The sequence below is a fragment of the Dokdonia pacifica genome, from assembly GCF_900188275.1.
Classification (GTDB): domain Bacteria; phylum Bacteroidota; class Bacteroidia; order Flavobacteriales; family Flavobacteriaceae; genus Dokdonia; species Dokdonia pacifica.
Map to the genome: position 1 here is coordinate 497,868 of NZ_FZNY01000001.1, position 16,999 is coordinate 514,866.

The window sequence follows — 16,999 nt, forward strand, 5'->3', positions numbered from 1 at the left end:
ATGAATATCATTAAATATTCGCATTATTTTATGGGGACACCTACAAAAACGATAGACTTATACAAACAAACTAAAATCTGGAAACACTTTATAAAAGTCACCAAAAAAAGTCCAGAAAAACAAACACTTGTTGAAGAATTAGTAGATGATGCTATCGGTATTCTAGATAAGATTTCTGAAACTTTTCCTACCTACACACTCCATAATGGACAACACCAATTAAATATTCTAAATCTCTTCGAAAAGTTATTAGGAAAGAGAATGAAAGATGTACATGCGTTAGAAGCTGCCATCTTAATTTTAAGTGCTTTCTACCATGATATCGGAATGGTATTTTCAAAAGAAGAAAAAGAAGATCTTAAAAACGAAACGTACTTTAATGATTTTCTAGCACAAAACAACAGAGCAAAACTAAATATAGAAGAAGACAACGGTATTAGTGACGCTACTGCAGAATGGTATTGTAGATGGAGTCATGCGAAACGCGTTTGGAAATATTTAGAACCTCTAGATGCTAAATTAGAATGGGAAGGAACGCCATTAAGAGAAGCTTTGGCAAATGTATGCTTAAGTCATAACGAAACTACTGATTGGATTAAAGAAGATACATTAGATCATAATTTCTGGGGCTGTGCAGATTTAAAATTTTGCGCTATTCTTTTACGTCTTGCTGATGTATTAGACTTTGATGACACCAGAACCCCAGCCTATTTATTTCAGTTTCTAGGATTAGACAATCCTACGACCAGAGGAGAAGAAATAAGTCAGCAAGAATGGCAAAAACATATTGCCTCTAGAGGGTTTTCTTTTGATGCGTGGAATGAAGATCATAATTATACCATTACATATAAAGCAAATCCAACCTCTCCAGCTATAGAACAAGATATTCGTAATTTCTTAAGTTATATAGAACGAGAGTTACATCAATGTGGTTCTGTACTTAATTTTTGCTCAGATCGTTGGAAAAACTTTAAATTACCAAATACTATTGATAAAAAGAATATCAAAAGTAAAGGCTATACGTTTGGAGATTTTAAATTTTCTTTAGATCAAGAACAAGTCTTATCGTTATTAATGGGTGAAAGCTTATATGATGATAAATTTGTTTGTATTCGAGAGCTATTACAAAACGCAATTGACACCAGTAGACACCGTAAATTCTATGAGCAAAATAATGGAAATCCTGATTTTGAACCTCAAGCTATAGATATAGATACTTGGTATGATAATGAAGGGTATCGTTGGATTCGTATTGATGATTATGGAATGGGCATGACACATGAGCAAATCTCAAAATACTTTCTCAAAGTCGGTAACTCATATTACAATTCAGATGAATTCAAAGTAGAGAAACTAAGGTACAAAAAAGCAAACACAGATTTCACCCCTGTAAGTCGTTTTGGAATAGGTATTTTATCATGTTTTATCGTTGCTGATATAGTTGAGATAAATACACGTTCTATTCAAACTGATAACAAAAAAAAATATCCCATACGATTATCTTTAAAAGGACTACACAATTATTATGTATTGCAGACCAATAAAGATCTTCCGTCTTCAATTCCTAATCGTGATGGTTTACAAAAAGGCTATAGAAAAAAAACAGGAACGTCACTAGCATTACGTATACAGCCAAATAATGATTTGCCAAGTTTTAATTTATCTACAATTTTAGATAAAACTTTATTTAATCCTTTTGTTAAAATAAATCTAATAGGAAAAGGAGAAAAAGGGAGGTATCTACAAAGTATAAACCTTAATAATTTACCAATTCTAGAATATCAGATGCCATCTACAGATATTAAAGAAATAAAAGAGTTCTTATCTAGAAACAGTCATATTAATATTAAAAAACTTAATCCTGAAATACGAGTAACACCTATAAGTCTTTCTAGGACCTTTGATCACCCTAACATAAAGGGACTTTTATATTTTATTACTCTAACACCTAATATTGAATTTGAAGAAGGAAGTAATGAATATAATAAAGATTTATTATCACTGAAATACAGTCAAAATTTAAAAAATGCACTTAATTTAGAAGTTGATAATCTAAAATATAATCATAGTAGAGATATTGTTTTATCAGACTTAACCGATAAGATAGAATTATTTAACAAATCAACACACTTTAAACATTTATTTCATACCATTATATTATCTCACAATGGAATTCTTGTTCCTAATAAGGATTCTTCAAGGATTCAATTATTAGATATAAGACATACTAATTTAATAATATTAGGGCATGTAGAACTATCTGACATATTAAGACCTAATCTTAGTATTGCTCGTAATAAAATGACCTCAATCCCTTGGAAGTTATGGTCTCACCTTAATTTTACAATCAGAAAGAATATACCTAGCGAATACCCACATTTAAAAAAAGCTAATTTTCTGAATGCCTTTATTACTCCTAAAATAAAATGGAATTATACTGATTTAAATGATGACGAGTACTTTTCAAACAAAAAAAAATGGCCATCAGAAAAAATATTTAGTAATAGTTATTATCCTAAAAAGGGTGATAATTATTATTCATTGATTGATATTTTAGATCAGAATTTTCATTTTAATTGGATATTCACTCGAAAAGGTTCTACTAGATTATTACTCCAAAAAAAACTTATTGAACTTTACTCAATTTACAGAATTACACTTTGCAAGAAATTAATTAAAGGAGGCAAAGTAATTCTACAAAAAAAAGCTTCAATCAAAAGAGGGAAAAATCCTTCAGTCTTAAACAAGCCTAACTACCCTCCACTCATGTTTTGTGAATATATTAATTTTGATGGGTTAATGCCTGAAAAACTAAATGAGCAAATTTTTAATAGTAATCATCTTTTTTCAAAATGGCTAATGAATTGTTATAATTATCTAGACTCACACTATCAAAATCATTTATATATTTTATTAAATAATACAGACCTAGCAGTTATAAATACAACACTAGAAAAATTACGAAGTCATTTACCCGATCAATATAAACCTGATCCGAATCTTCATCTTACAGAAGATGATTTTAAGGTTGATTACGATAAAATTCCTTTTAAAGATGAAGAGATTGGAGATGAAGAAAAGTAATTCTTAAAGTTATGCGTACCTTTAATAGCCATGAATATCATTGATAAACAAACGGTTAAATACTTCCATAAAGATCGTATTAAGGAATTTGGTCATAATCTTGCCAAAGCACAAGGATGGTCTGATATCACAGCACAACAAACTCGTTTTAAAACTATTTTTGAGTTGGCAGATTTTAATAATGCCTCTGTATTGGATGTAGGTTGTGGGTATGGCGATTTTAAAGCCTTTTTAGATAAGCAACACGTCACTGTAGATTATATTGGTTTAGACCAACAACCCACGTTCATCAATCATGCTCAAGAACTATACAAATCACAGCAAAACACACAGTTTCATGAGGTAGATTTTAGCAAATGCCAATTACCTAAAGTAGACTTAGTGATTGCTTGTGGTGTATTATCATATCGTAGTTCTGATGCAAACTATTATATGAATATGATCCAACGTTTTTATGATTCTGCTCAAAAAGCATGTATTTTTAATATGTTAGATAATAAGTCCTTTACTTCAGGTCCTTTAATTGTGGCACATGACAAAGAAAAAATATATCAAGAGTGTTTAAAATTGTCCCCAAAAGCAACTCTCATTACTGGATATTTAGAAAATGATTTCACTATCAAAATGCCTAAAATATAAGTCCCTTATTTTATCTTATCTATTTGTTAAAAATTGCACGTAATTAAACGAAAGAAACTACTTTTAATACGACTAATTCGATACTAAAAACAGCTAAAAATAAGTACCATGAAAAATCTAATTGGGATTGACCAAGATAAAGCCAAAGCACTAACTAGTGAACTCAACCAATTACTCGCAGACTATCAAGTTTTTTACCAAAACTTACGCGGATTTCATTGGAATATCAAAGGACGTGAGTTTTTTGAACTTCATTTAAAATTTGAAGAATTTTACAATGATGCTGTGATTAAAATAGATGAAATTGCAGAACGCATTCTTACTTTAGAAGGAGAGCCTTTGCATACCTTTACAGCTTATGTAAACCATGCTGATATTAAAGAAGAAAAAGGAATCACCAATGGTATTGAAGGCGTAGAAATTGTGGTGAAAAACTTTGCAACTATTATCTTAAAGGAAAGAGAGATTTTAGCACTTGCCGCCGAAGCAGATGATGAAGGAACGGTTGCATTAATGAGTGACTACATCTCTCAAACAGAAAAAACCCTTTGGATGTTAAACTCGTATTTACAATAAGCAATGACAAAACTAAGAGATCAAAACACTGCTTTACTTTTGATAGACCTTCAAAAAGGTTTTTCTGAAGAAGCCCATTGGGGAGGCAATAGAAATAACCGAGATGCAGAAGAAAAGGCATTACAATTATTAGAAACATGGAGATCATTAGAACTTCCTATTTTCCATATAATTCATAGTTCGCAAGATCCAAATTCATTACTTCATAAATCCCATCCAGGATTTGAAATGATAGATGCATTAAAACCCAAAAATGATGAACCGTTGATTATCAAAGATGTCAACAGTGCCTTTATAGGAACCGATTTAAAAGAACGTTTGGATGCTCAAAACATTAATAAGCTAGTTATTGTGGGACTTACGACAAATCATTGTATTTCTACCACAACCCGAATGGCAGGAAATTTAGGATTTGATGTGCTATTAATTTCTGACGCTACGGCTACATTTGACAGAAAAGGATTGAATGGACAAACCTATTCTTCAGAGATGATTCATGAGACCGCATTGGCAAGTTTACATAAAGAATTTGCCGAAGTAATCGATAGTTCGGCAGTACTGGAAATGGTTTAGACCACTTCGCTTTAGGACTTAGGGCTTTTTATACGCTTTAACACTACGCTCTCCCTTTCGTCTTGAATCATTTTAAGAAGCGCTTTTCCTCTTCTTAAAATACTCCCATACTTTCTGTATTTTTGCAGACACAACTAAATAAACAAACTATATATGAATGCATATATTTTTCCAGGACAAGGAGCGCAATTTTCAGGAATGGGACTTGACTTATTTGAAGCATCTGGACTGGCACAAGATTACTTTCATAAAGCAAATGATATTTTAGGTTTTGCTATTACAGACATTATGTTTGAAGGAGAAGCCGAAGATTTAAAACAAACTAAAGTAACACAACCTGCTATATTCTTACACTCTGTTATTTTAAGCAAAGTATTAGGAGATGCATTCCAACCCGATATGGTTGCTGGGCATTCTCTAGGAGAATTAAGTGCGCTTGTTGCTAATGGTACTTTAGGTTTTGAAGATGGGTTAAAACTGGTATCTCAACGTGCCCTCGCTATGCAGAAAGCATGTGAAATGCAACCTTCTACAATGGCAGCCGTATTAGGATTAGAAGATCAGGTAGTAGAAGATGTATGTGCAGCAACAGAAGGAATTGTTGTCGCTGCAAATTATAATTGCCCAGGTCAATTAGTAATTTCTGGTGATATTCCTGCTATTGAAGCAGCTTGCGAAACCCTAAAAGAAAAAGGAGCTCGTCGTGCATTAGTACTTCCTGTAGGTGGTGCTTTTCACTCTCCATTAATGGAACCTGCTCGTGAGGAATTAGCTGCAGCAATAGAGAATACAACATTTAACACACCTAAATGTCCTATCTATCAAAATGTATCTACCACAGCAATTACAGATCCAAAGCTCATTAAAGAAAATTTAATGGCTCAACTTACGGCTCCTGTAAAATGGACACAAAGTATACAGCATATGATCGCCGATGGTGCCACTAATTTTACAGAAGTAGGACCTGGAAAAGTATTACAAGGATTAATGCGTAAAATAGATCGCAATGTGACTGCAAATGGTGCTGCATTACCAGAATAGGTAATCGCCCTTATATACATACAAAGTAAAAGCCCGGCATTTGCCGGGCTTTCTAGTTACTTTCTTTTAATCACAAATATTAATGGTCAGTAACATTTTTTACAGCGTCTTTTGCATCTTTAGCAGCATCTTTCGCTTTATCTACTGCATTTCCAGCAGCATCTTTAGCATCATTTACAGCTTCACCTGCCTTATCTACTGCATTTCCTGCAGCTTCTTTAGCATCATTTACAGCTTCACCCGCTTTATCTATTACTTCTCCTGCTGCGTTTGTTGCTTCTTCAACAGCTTCACCAGCAGCGTTTGTTGCATTTTCAACAGCTTCACCAGCAGCATTTGTTGCATCTTCAACAGCCTCTCCTGCAGCGTTTGCAGCATTTTCAGCAGCTTCTCCAGCAGCATTAGCAGCATTCTCTACCGCATTTCCAGCCTCTTCAGCATTTTCTTTTACTTCTCTACAAGAAGTGATATTAAAAACTAAAGCTACAGCAGCAATACTTAAAATAATTCGTTTCATGTCGTTATAAGTTTTGACGATTAGTTAATGACCAAAATTAACAAGTACTTCCTAATTAACATATCTATTAGGACGAATGTTTTGTTTTTATCGATGAAATACACAAATTTCACCTTTAAAAACATAAATGGCCTGTAAATTATACATTATATACGTGTATACCTTGCTAACTGGATCACGCTACTTAAAGAAAAAGCGGAAATATTCCTAATTTATAACTAGGAAATATTCCTAAATTTCTTATATTCACCAAATGGGAACAAATGAATTACCTTCAGAAATACGTCGTTTTAAAGAAATACGTGAAGATCACGATTTTACACAATCTGAATTTGCAGAACAATTAGGCATTAAACATTCTACTGCCGATATAGAACGTGGTCGCACCAAACTTTCAGGACGTGTCGTAACAGAATTATTACGTCTTTTTAACGTCAACCCATTATGGTTGTTTGGATATAGTAATCAAAAACACCTTACTACAGATAATGGTGATATTAGTCCCAAAGTCGTGGTCGTAGACAAAGAGGATCAAGAAAATATGATTCTAGTAAATCAAAAAGCTGCCGCAGGGTATCCTAATAATATCCAAGATGTAGAATGGTATCAAAAACTCCCAGCTTTTGATCTTCCATTACCACAGTATCGCAATGCGACCTATCGTGGTTTTCAAGTAGAAGGTGACAGTATGCTTCCTAATTTTAGGCCCGATGACTGGGTACTTGCCAAAGGCGTTGAAAGTCTAGAATATGCAAATGACAATAAAGTATATGTTGTGGTTATGCAAGATGCAGTTGTCGTAAAAAAATTACAGAAACTTCCAGATTCTTCAAAGGTATTATTAGTTTCGCTTAATCAAGAGTATGTACCTTATGAAGTCTTTGTCAGCGATATTCAAGAGATATGGCAAGTCAATAGTAAACTCACTTTTAATATAGACTCAGGATCTGAACATACCTTATTAAGAGAACTCCAAGCATCTATGCAAGAATTAAAAAGTCAGATCAAAAACTTAAACACTTAATCCAATTTTATGGGTTTTCCTGAATTATATGATTTCTTAGAACGGTTACAACAAAACAACTCTAAGGAATGGATGGATCTTAACCGCAAAGAGTATAAGGGAGTACGTGCTTTTTTTGTGAGTTGGTTAGATGAACTTAACGGTAAATTAGCAATCATAGATCCTGAATATTTTGACACTCCAGGTAAAAAAGGTATTAATAGGATCAACAACAATTTGATGTTTGCGCCCAATAAACCTATTTATAAGGATCATTTTGCAGCAGGTTTAGATCAACTTACCAAACAAGGGGATTTTTATATAGAAATAGGATTAAAACACAACTTACTTGCGGGTGGTTTTTGGCGACCTGAAAAATCAATATTACATAGTATACGAGATGCTATAGATTATAATGGAGAAGAGCTTTTAGCAATCCTAGAAAAGCCTTCATTTAAAAAAATGTTTGGTTCATTATACCATGACGATCCATTAAAGACAGCTCCTAAAGGGTTTTCTAAAGAGCACCCATACATAGGATTATTACGTCATAAAACCTTCGGTGTTGAAATGATGCTTTCGCGAAAGCAAATACTAGACCCTCATTATCAGGATATTTGTATAGAAGTATATCTAGAGATGCTTCCGTTTAGGCGTTATTTACGTGAAGCCGTAACGGTACAGTAATACTCGTAACGTAATCAAAACGTATCTTTGTATTCCTTATAAGATAAATGCGATAAAAAAAGCATTTGCATCCCTTGTAAATTAATAGATTAGTGGTATATTTGCACCCGCTTAAATCGAAAGATTAAGTTATTTTTAATCATTAATTAATAGCTATGTACGCAATTGTAGAGATAGCAGGGCAGCAATTTAAAGTTGCAAAAGACCAGAAAGTCTTTGTACACCGCCTAGCAACCGAAGAAGGAAAGAAAGTGTCTTTTGACAATGTTCTTTTAATCGGTGACGGTGACAAAGTAACGATCGGCGCCCCGGCTATAGACGGAGCTCAAGTTGGAGCGAAAGTCATTAAGCACCTTAAAGGTGACAAAGTAATCGTTTTCAAAAAGAAAAGACGTAAAGGATACCGTGTTAAAAACGGACACCGTCAGTCTCTTACTGAAATCGTAATCGAAAACATCACAGCATCTGGAGCAAAGAAAGCAGCTCCAAAAAAAGAAGCTAAAAAAGCTGAACCAAAAGTAGCGGCTCCTGTAAAAGAAGCAGCACCTAAGGTAGAAGCTAAAAAAGCACCAGCAAAGAAAGCTGCTGCAAAAAAGGGTGATGATCTTAAGAAAATAGAAGGTATCGGACCAAAAATTGCTCAAACATTAACAGACGCTGGAATTGCAACGTTTGCTGAGTTAGCAAAAACTGATGCCGCTAAGATTTCTGAAATCATAGCAGGTGTACGTGGAAATCACGTAACAGATACATGGCCAAAGCAAGCTGAAATGGCTGCTGCAGGTGAGTGGGATGCCCTTAAGAAATGGCAAGACGAATTAGACGGCGGTAAAGCATAAGCGCTTCCGTTAAGTATAACAATAAAACCGAAACAAGATGGCTCATAAAAAAGGAGTTGGTAGTTCTAAAAACGGTCGTGAATCAGCATCGAAACGCTTAGGCGTTAAGATTTTTGGTGGCCAAGCTGCAATTGCAGGGAACATCATCGTACGTCAAAGAGGAAATACACACCATCCAGGTGAAAATGTATACGGTGGAAAAGATCACACACTTCACGCAAAAGTAGATGGTGTTGTGAAATTCACTAAAAAGAAAGACAATAAATCTTACGTTTCAATCGTACCGTTTGAAGCATAAGTACTGTTTTTTCCTTATAAATAAAAAACCCTTTCCAAATGGAAAGGGTTTTTTTATGCTTCTAAAACAACGTCATAACAGTACAAATAGGTTTTTCTTTAAAAAAGGCATCCTTTTTGATATGTCTATGCAAAACCATCAATTTCTCATGAAAAAACTACACTCCCTATCCCTAATTTTTCTGGCACTTTTCATTCAATCTTGTTTTCCCGTTAGCATTCCTCCTAACCTAGAAAATGGAAAACTCATGGAAGCCAAAAAATTTAAACGTAAGCTTCCTGGCCAATACGCATATATCTTTACAGACCCCAAAGATGCTAATGAATTTTATTACTATTTAAGTGCTAAATTTCCACCAAATCAAGAAGGAGATTCTGAAAACAATGTACCTGCACGCATACATAATACCGATTATTATATTTCATTTTATGAAACAGAAAAAAAGTCACGTGTAGTAAACTTACTACCTGCCATAGCAAATGAAGTAATGAGAGAAAAAAATATTGCCATTGAACTCGACGAACCTCCTATTGTAAGAGACGGCACATGGTATATTGCACTTGTCATTACGGATGCAGCATTTTCTGATGCATTGTCTCCCGACTACAAACATCAAAAAGAAGTGTTAGCATATGCTAAGTCATTACATAACGAATATATAAGTACACACAACTATAATAGTTTGCAATTTCAGAATACAACAAATACTAATAAATAGTATATAAATACTGAGTATGCTTTCGCGAAAGCGCAACCAACACAATACTTCAAAGGTTATTCCTAATCCTAGAAATCACTGCCTTTTGCACATGGCATAATCTTTGTTTAAAATTAAAGACTAAAACTACACGTATGAAAAGAATATCCTACATTCTTCTTCTATCTATTTGCTATTCCTGTATCCCATTACAGATCGCACCTAATCTAGAAGAAGGAAAAGTCTACAAAGCAAAGAAATTTAAGCGCTCACTTCCTAAACAACACACCTATGTGTTTACAGATCCAAAAGATGCTAATGAATTTTACTACTTTATAAGTTCAAAATATCAGATAAACCAAGATACTGGTGAAAATAACATCCCAATTCTTATAGAAAATAGACGTTATTACTTGTCCTTTTACGAAATGGAAAAATCCACACAGACTATTAATTTAATCCCACTTGCTTTAGATGCTACTTTAATAGCTAATGATAGCGAACCCATTTTAGAGGATATATATACTTCAAGAACTGGCAATTGGTATATCGCACTCACCATTACAGATTCAAATCTTAATGATGCATTAGACCCAACCTATAGAGACACAGATAAAGTTGTATCCTTTGCAACACAATTGCAAGAGGAATATCTAGCTACACAAAATTACAATAGCTTGTTACTAAAAAAAACTGTACCTACAAATAAATAGTATATAGATACTGAGTACGCTTTCGCGAAATTGAGCTTGCGAGATTCACGGCCAAAGAGAGAGCGTAGCGTTAAAGCATACTCAGTATTTTTATTTTAAAATTGAAAACGGTAACCTACATCTGGAAAGAATCCTATTTGATCTACCTCATCAATTCTATTGGTCACTCGATTATAACGTTGTTGAAACAAATTACTATTATTTGTCACGTTTTGTAAGTCGACAAAAAACTGATGGGATTGTTTCTTTTTTGCACTATTTAATTTTACCCCAAATTTCACATCCCATCTAAAATAGGCATCACTTTGCTCACTAAAAGCAAGATCTTCTTGCAATACTTCAAAGCCAGCAGCTTGCGATGCTTCAAGGTTTGCAGGTGTAAAATAACGCCCTCCTGAAGTCGTGATTTTGGTATCTACAAACCACGTATTACGTCCTGTTGCTCCTAGTTTGAATTCTTTTCCCGCCAATACATTAACAACATAGCCATTATTAAAAGGGGTATTACGCTCTATTCCATCACTTCCTTCATACTTGCTTTCAAAAAACGAGGAAGTAAACAAGCCATAAAATCCTTTATCAAAAAACTTCTCTATCGTGATCTCAACACCCTGGTTAAAACCAGTCCCTTCATTAACTAATGATACACGATCATTATCAAAACCAAAATCTGCTCCTTCAGTAAGGGAAGAATAACTAGACGGAAACGCCTCTATAGCGGCATTGCTTATAGATTGGTAATAGACCTCCAGTTTCCCTCGCCAACTTTTTGCTAATCGCACATCATATCCTACGACAAAGTGATTGCTTTGTGTAAAATCCAACTCCTTGTTGGTTTGCACTAATTCGCCATTAACTGCTTCATTAAGAAAAAGGATAGGTAGTGGTTGCAGTTGGTGATGCAAACCATACCCTATATTAATTTTATGTTTTGGGGTGATGGCATAATTTACAGCAGCTCTTGGTTCTAATACAAATTGCTCACTCAACGTACTATATTGTCCATGAAGACCGCCGTTTAAGGTAAGCTTCTCTGTAAGCCTATATTGTCCTGATATATACGGTTGAAATATCCCTAAGCTTTCGTCTATATCACTAAATGTAAATAGATCTGGATCGCCATCACCATCGCCGTCAGATTGCATGTTACGATCTCTTTCTAAGGTGTCAAATCCTATATTTTCATATACAAAACCTGCTCGTACCGTTGATTTATTATTGAGTTTTGTATTGAATAAACTGGAAATACTCACTCTTGTTTCTGTATTATCTGCTTCTGTAAAAAGAATAGAGCGTTCTTGTGGAGTATCTTGATCAAAAAATCTATTGACCTCAAATTGATTGGTAGATAAGCTACTTGACAGGGTTGTTTTTATATAGGATTTATCATTCAAATTGATACGATGTTTCAATCCTATCACACCAAATCCAGAATCTACAAATGTATCTTCGTCGGTGGCAGCAAATAAATCATCTTCGTCTATATCATCACCCAAGAAGTCAATATTTGAAGTTCCAAAAATTCCAAATATTGAAAAATTCCCTGCTTTCCCTCTTCCAAAATCAATATTCAGAGATAGATCACCATAATTGGGTGTAGCACTAGTTCCACCTGCTCCTTGGCCTAAAATTCCGACTAATGAGTAACGTCCAGCTACTAGGAAAGAGCCTCCTTTATTCCCTAAAGGACCTTCTACATTGGCTTCGACTCCAGAGAAAACACCTACTTGTAAAGAGTATTCATAATCGTCTGTATTTCCTTTTCTAAATCCTAAATCAAAAACACCACCTAAGGCATTTCCATATTCAGCAGGGAATGCAGAGGTTAAGAAATCTGAGTTCTTTAGCATATTTGGGTTTAAAGCAGACACAGGCCCTCCCGTAGTTCCTGCGGTTGAAAAGTGATTTGGACTTGGTATTGGAATGCCTTCTAAACGCCATAACAAACCTGTAGGAGAATTTCCTCGTACTACAATATCATTACGACTATCGTCGGGTGCAGATACGCCAGCAAAATTGGCTGCAAGTCTTCCTACATCACTTCTTCCTCCTGAAAATCGAGTCACCTCATCTACGCTAAACTGTCGTGATGAGACGGTTGCCAGTTTATTTACAGCTCGCTCCTTATTGGTGCCAGAGCTAATCACTACTTCATCGAGTTGCCCAAATGCCTCTACCAAATTCACGTCTACTACTGCATCTTTACCCGCAGTTACTACAATATTTGGTATCGTAATAGATTCAAATCCTAAATAGGTAACACGAATACGTTGTCTTCCCACAGGAACATTTTCCATTCTGAACGCACCATTTTCATCGGTAATAACACCCACAGGCGGATCTACATCCAGAAGCTCTACTGTTGCTCCCATTAATGGAATTTCTGATTGCTTATCGAATACATTTCCTTTAATTACGCCATTCTGAGCGGTAAGTACACCTGCACATAATATCAGAATAACTCTTATTAGATTTTTCATGATTTTGTTTTTTGATACTGTAAATCTTACGCTTTCGCGAAAGCATTCCCAACTCAAAAAGTTTAATTGTCAATACACCTATCCTACTGTTATAAATCTTCTTGAAGTAACTTATGAGGTATTTTCACACTGTTTTTAAACTCATACAAAAGGTATCACAGTTCAAGTAGTAAAATGACAATTCATCTATTCCCATAGAAGAGAGGCTATCTTTATCACTTATATTTACAGGATCATGAACAGTCTATTCACACATTTTAATCTAAAAAAGTTTGGCTTTAGAGTCATTGTAATTACTGTGGTGTACCTTCTTGTTAAGTTAACAATAGACCATGATGATGATGGAAAAGAACATGCTTTTGATTTTACATCTATAGCGTATTATCTCTCTGCTTTTTTTCTTTTTATGGTTATCTGGGAGACCAGTGATTGGTTAATACGACGCCATCAAAAACAAAACGGCTCCATTTATTTTAAAGATAGTATCCGCATCTTAGGAATTAATATAGCTATTGCCATTCCGGTGATTGCATTGACCTATTATATCATCAATTTTCATCTTGATGAGCTATGTAATATTTTACCTGAAGAAAGGCCTTTACGATTTCGAGTAGACTTTTTTAGAGCGCTTTTACTCACTTTTGCTGTAGGTACCTCTAATCTTTTTTACTTTTCTTTAAATCAAAAGAAGCGTATCGAAGAAAAAATGGAAAAACTTCAAAAAGAACTTATCGCTTCTCAGTATGCCTCTTTAAAAAGCCAGATTAGCCCTCATTTCTTATTTAATAGCCTAAATATCTTAACGTCATTAATGTATGAAGATCGAGATTTGGCTTCCGATTTTGTAACACGCCTTGCTTCTTGTTATCGATATATTTTAGACAATAGAGAAGAAGATATTGTTCCACTAGAAAAGGAGCTTAACTTCCTTGAGTCTTTTATCTTTATGATGAATGTACGTCATGAAGGCGCATTACACATATCAAACCATGTAACAACAAATCCTAAGGAGTTATTTATACCCACACTTTCATTACAAATGCTTATTGAAAATGCCTTAAAGCATAATTATTACTCAAAAGAAAAACCATTAGAGATTAGTATTTTTTCTATTGGCAATGAAAGTATTGTGGTACAAAATACACTTCGTAAACGCTCACCTGAAGAAACGTCTACACAACTTGGATTAAAAAATATACAAAAGCGATATGGCTTTTACACCAATGACAGAGTCATTATAGAAGAAGAAAACAATTTCTTTAAAGTGACCATGCCATTACTATCTAAAGACCAAACAATCAAAACCATTTTATCTGTTTCCTAATTATGAATGCTGTTATTATTGAAGACGAACCTATTGCTTCTCGCAGACTCGCTAATTTGATTTCTGAGCTGGCTCCAGAAATGAAAATAACTGGACAAATTACCTCTGTTGAGAATGGTATTCATTGGTTTCAAAACAATGATATGCCTGATCTTATTTTTTTAGACATTCAATTAAATGACGGGTATGGCTTTGATATTTTGGACACTTTAAAAGATCACCCTTCTATTATTTTTACAACCGCCTATAATGAATACGCCATACGAGGTTTTAAATACAATGGGCTTGATTATTTATTAAAGCCTATAGATAAAAACGATTTGATTACTGCGTTAACTAAGTTTAGAAAATCTCGTGTACCCCATGACTCCATCATGGATGAAAATAAGATTGCTAGAATCAAAAACTTATTTGAAAAAGAATACAAACACCGATTTATGGTGAAAGTAGGAAATCAGTACAATAGCTTTAATGTACAAGACATTGCTTATTTCAAATCTAATGAAGGCGTCATTTGCCTTCATACACATACCAATCAGCAGTTTCCTATTGAGTACACGATTGATCAGCTAGAGGACATTTTAAATCCCATCGATTTTTTTAGAATCAACCGTAAATTTATGGTGTCTGTAAAAGCAGTATCACAAATTAGCACCTACTTTAATAGTAGATTAATTTTAAAATTAACGCCAAAAGAAGAAGAACAAGTAATTGTCTCCAGAGAGCGAACTAGCAATTTTAAAAAGTGGCTGGATATGTAATGCTACTTTATTTTATAAGCTTTCGCGAAATCGAGCTTGCGAGATTCACGACCAAAGGGAGAGCGTAGCGTTAAAGCGTATAGCCAGATTATTCAAGTGATTTATCCTTTCACCAGTTTATCCGTTCCTAAATACCCATTGTCTTTATTGTAGTACCAAGCACGATCTTTAGGCATTTTAATTCCTCCAATTTCCATCTCGTCAGTAAGAAGAATATATTCTCCAGTGGTTTCATCAGGCCCTTTAAAAAACTGATATACTTCCATCGCATAGGTTTCAGGATTGAAATAAAATTGCCAGATATCAGAACCTACTTCTTGATCATAGCTCGCACGAATTACCAGATATTCTTTTCCTTTAAATGTCTTTTTCTGCACTACAGGATCTATATGCGTTCCAGGATCTTTAAGTTTCATGGGAAGTCCATAGAGATAGGTGTAGTAATTTTTAAACATGGTAGAACGTTCGCAATCACCATGGTGTTTTTTTATGTCTTCCTCAGATACTTCTTTGCTTCCATTAAGCATAAATAGACATGCCCCTTTATCCACCACACGTCTTGTCTTATCTTCTCCTTGAACTGTCACACTAAAAAACTCATTGGGTAAATCTATTAGCACCTGACTTACTCTCGCAGGTCGGTCTGGCATTTCTAATTCTATGTTTAGAAGGCCTTGAAAAGTTTCCCATTTTCCATTTGGATCGTGATAGGCAATTGCTTTTTCTAAAAGCTCATTGGCTGTAAGTGTTTGCCCTGTTACAGCGAGTGTACATATGCCTAATAGTAGGGTGAAGATTGTTTTCATGTGGTTGTTAATTGAACCTACAATGTATGATTATATCCGTATGATACCAAACCAGACTTCCCCACGTTATCCCTATATGATCAAATACATATTCCTTCTTTTATTCTCGACAAGCGTATTCGCTCAAAATACAGCTCCTAAAACCGTTCATGTATTTGTAGCACTTTGTGATAATGTGAATCAAGGGATTGTTCCCGTACCGAAGACCTTAGGGAACGGTCAAAATCCAACAACCAACTTATATTGGGGAGCATTATATGGCGTAAAAACACATTTTAAAAAAAGTAAGGATTGGACATTTATCAAATCTATTCCTTCAGAAAACCCTCAGATATTAGAACGTGTGCTTTTTAAACATACCACCACAAACACGTATCTACTAGCAGACGCCTATGACGGAAAATACATCAAGCAAACAACCATTGATTTCTTAAAAGCATCTTCAGGAGATTTTTCTACATTCATTAAAATAGATGACAAATCATTAGACTTCGGAGGAAAAGCAGATTTGGTAAGCTATATCGGTCATGATGGGCTTATGGAATTCCAACTAGATATTGCGATTACAAAAGACACCTCTTCTACCAAAGATGCGATTATACTTGCTTGTTATAGCAAAGAGTATTTTACACCTTATTTTGAAAAAACTGGAGCAACTCCATTAGTCTGGACAACAGGACTTATGGCACCAGAAGCTTACACCTTAAAATGGGCTTTGGATGGTTGGATTCAGGAGAAGAGCGATGCCGAAATTCGAGAACTCGCTGCACAAGCCTATCACCATTATCAAAAATGCGGCATGCGCGGTGCACGTAACTTATTGGTAACAGGGTTTTAATTTGTTTTACAATTTAACTAGGGATTATACATCCTAAAAGGTATTAAAGAAATCTTCATTCCATCCTTTAGGATTTGAGGAAAAGAATGAAGATAAAGCATCCAAATACTAACTGTTTACCTA

General features: G+C 34.5%; 17 protein-coding genes. 14 read left to right on the forward strand and 3 right to left on the reverse strand.

Annotated elements, in window-relative coordinates:
• Positions 1–30 precede the first annotated feature (30 nt).
• The 5 genes from CHB80_RS02290 (at position 31) to fabD (ending at position 5,913) form a co-directional block, all read left to right on the forward strand.
• A complete protein-coding gene (locus CHB80_RS02290) occupies positions 31–3,084 on the forward strand; it encodes an HD domain-containing protein (protein WP_089369807.1) in 3,054 nt (1,017 codons plus the stop codon).
• Between the two features lie 30 nt (positions 3,085–3,114).
• Positions 3,115–3,723, forward strand: a complete 609-nt coding sequence (locus tag CHB80_RS02295) for a class I SAM-dependent methyltransferase (RefSeq protein ID WP_089369808.1) — start codon at positions 3,115–3,117, stop codon at positions 3,721–3,723.
• Between the two features lie 108 nt (positions 3,724–3,831).
• Complete coding sequence (locus CHB80_RS02300; protein ID WP_089369809.1) at positions 3,832–4,299, forward strand: Dps family protein; 468 nt, start codon at positions 3,832–3,834, stop codon at positions 4,297–4,299.
• 3 nt (positions 4,300–4,302) lie between these two features.
• Complete coding sequence (locus tag CHB80_RS02305) at positions 4,303–4,872, forward strand: cysteine hydrolase family protein (RefSeq protein ID WP_089369810.1); 570 nt, start codon at positions 4,303–4,305, stop codon at positions 4,870–4,872.
• Positions 4,873–5,025: 153 nt separating this feature from the next.
• Positions 5,026–5,913 (forward strand): ACP S-malonyltransferase, encoded by an 888-nt coding sequence (fabD, locus tag CHB80_RS02310; protein WP_089369811.1) that lies wholly within the window; start codon positions 5,026–5,028, stop codon positions 5,911–5,913.
• Between the two features lie 79 nt (positions 5,914–5,992).
• On the opposite strand, the gene CHB80_RS02315 is transcribed toward fabD, so the two are convergent.
• Positions 5,993–6,430 (reverse strand): hypothetical protein, encoded by a 438-nt coding sequence (locus CHB80_RS02315; RefSeq protein WP_089369812.1) that lies wholly within the window; start codon positions 6,428–6,430, stop codon positions 5,993–5,995.
• Between the two features lie 253 nt (positions 6,431–6,683).
• Between CHB80_RS02315 and CHB80_RS02320 the strand changes: the two genes are divergently transcribed.
• From CHB80_RS02320 to CHB80_RS02345, 6 genes are all read left to right on the forward strand, one after another.
• A complete protein-coding gene (locus tag CHB80_RS02320; protein ID WP_089369813.1) occupies positions 6,684–7,454 on the forward strand; it encodes an XRE family transcriptional regulator in 771 nt (256 codons plus the stop codon).
• A gap of 9 nt (positions 7,455–7,463) precedes the next feature.
• The gene (locus CHB80_RS02325) at positions 7,464–8,120 is read left to right on the forward strand and encodes a DUF2461 domain-containing protein (RefSeq protein ID WP_089369814.1); all 657 of its coding nucleotides are present in this window, start codon (positions 7,464–7,466) and stop codon (positions 8,118–8,120) included.
• A 155-nt stretch (positions 8,121–8,275) separates the two neighbouring features.
• A complete protein-coding gene (gene rplU, locus CHB80_RS02330) occupies positions 8,276–8,959 on the forward strand; it encodes a 50S ribosomal protein L21 (protein ID WP_089369815.1) in 684 nt (227 codons plus the stop codon).
• Between the two features lie 37 nt (positions 8,960–8,996).
• Positions 8,997–9,257, forward strand: coding sequence for a 50S ribosomal protein L27 (gene rpmA / locus CHB80_RS02335; protein ID WP_089369816.1), 261 nt, complete (start codon positions 8,997–8,999; stop codon positions 9,255–9,257).
• Between the two features lie 148 nt (positions 9,258–9,405).
• On the forward strand, positions 9,406–9,975 hold the full coding sequence (locus CHB80_RS02340) for a hypothetical protein (RefSeq protein WP_143337029.1): 570 nt from the start codon (positions 9,406–9,408) through the stop codon (positions 9,973–9,975).
• A 134-nt stretch (positions 9,976–10,109) separates the two neighbouring features.
• A complete protein-coding gene (locus CHB80_RS02345; RefSeq protein WP_089369818.1) occupies positions 10,110–10,667 on the forward strand; it encodes a hypothetical protein in 558 nt (185 codons plus the stop codon).
• Positions 10,668–10,762: 95 nt separating this feature from the next.
• On the opposite strand, the gene CHB80_RS02350 is transcribed toward CHB80_RS02345, so the two are convergent.
• Positions 10,763–13,147, reverse strand: coding sequence for a TonB-dependent receptor (locus CHB80_RS02350; RefSeq protein ID WP_089369819.1), 2,385 nt, complete (start codon positions 13,145–13,147; stop codon positions 10,763–10,765).
• Positions 13,148–13,382: 235 nt separating this feature from the next.
• On the opposite strand from CHB80_RS02350, the gene CHB80_RS02355 reads away from it, so the two are divergent.
• A complete protein-coding gene (locus tag CHB80_RS02355) occupies positions 13,383–14,471 on the forward strand; it encodes a sensor histidine kinase (RefSeq protein ID WP_089369820.1) in 1,089 nt (362 codons plus the stop codon).
• Positions 14,472–14,473: 2 nt separating this feature from the next.
• Positions 14,474–15,232, forward strand: a complete 759-nt coding sequence (locus CHB80_RS02360; RefSeq protein WP_089369821.1) for a LytR/AlgR family response regulator transcription factor — start codon at positions 14,474–14,476, stop codon at positions 15,230–15,232.
• Positions 15,233–15,333: 101 nt separating this feature from the next.
• On the opposite strand, the gene CHB80_RS02365 is transcribed toward CHB80_RS02360, so the two are convergent.
• On the reverse strand, positions 15,334–16,038 hold the full coding sequence (locus CHB80_RS02365) for a DUF6503 family protein (protein ID WP_089369822.1): 705 nt from the start codon (positions 16,036–16,038) through the stop codon (positions 15,334–15,336).
• 76 nt (positions 16,039–16,114) lie between these two features.
• On the opposite strand from CHB80_RS02365, the gene CHB80_RS02370 reads away from it, so the two are divergent.
• Positions 16,115–16,876: a hypothetical protein gene (locus CHB80_RS02370; RefSeq protein WP_179218067.1), complete on the forward strand. Its 762-nt coding sequence runs from the start codon at positions 16,115–16,117 to the stop codon at positions 16,874–16,876.
• Positions 16,877–16,999: the final 123 nt, after the last annotated feature.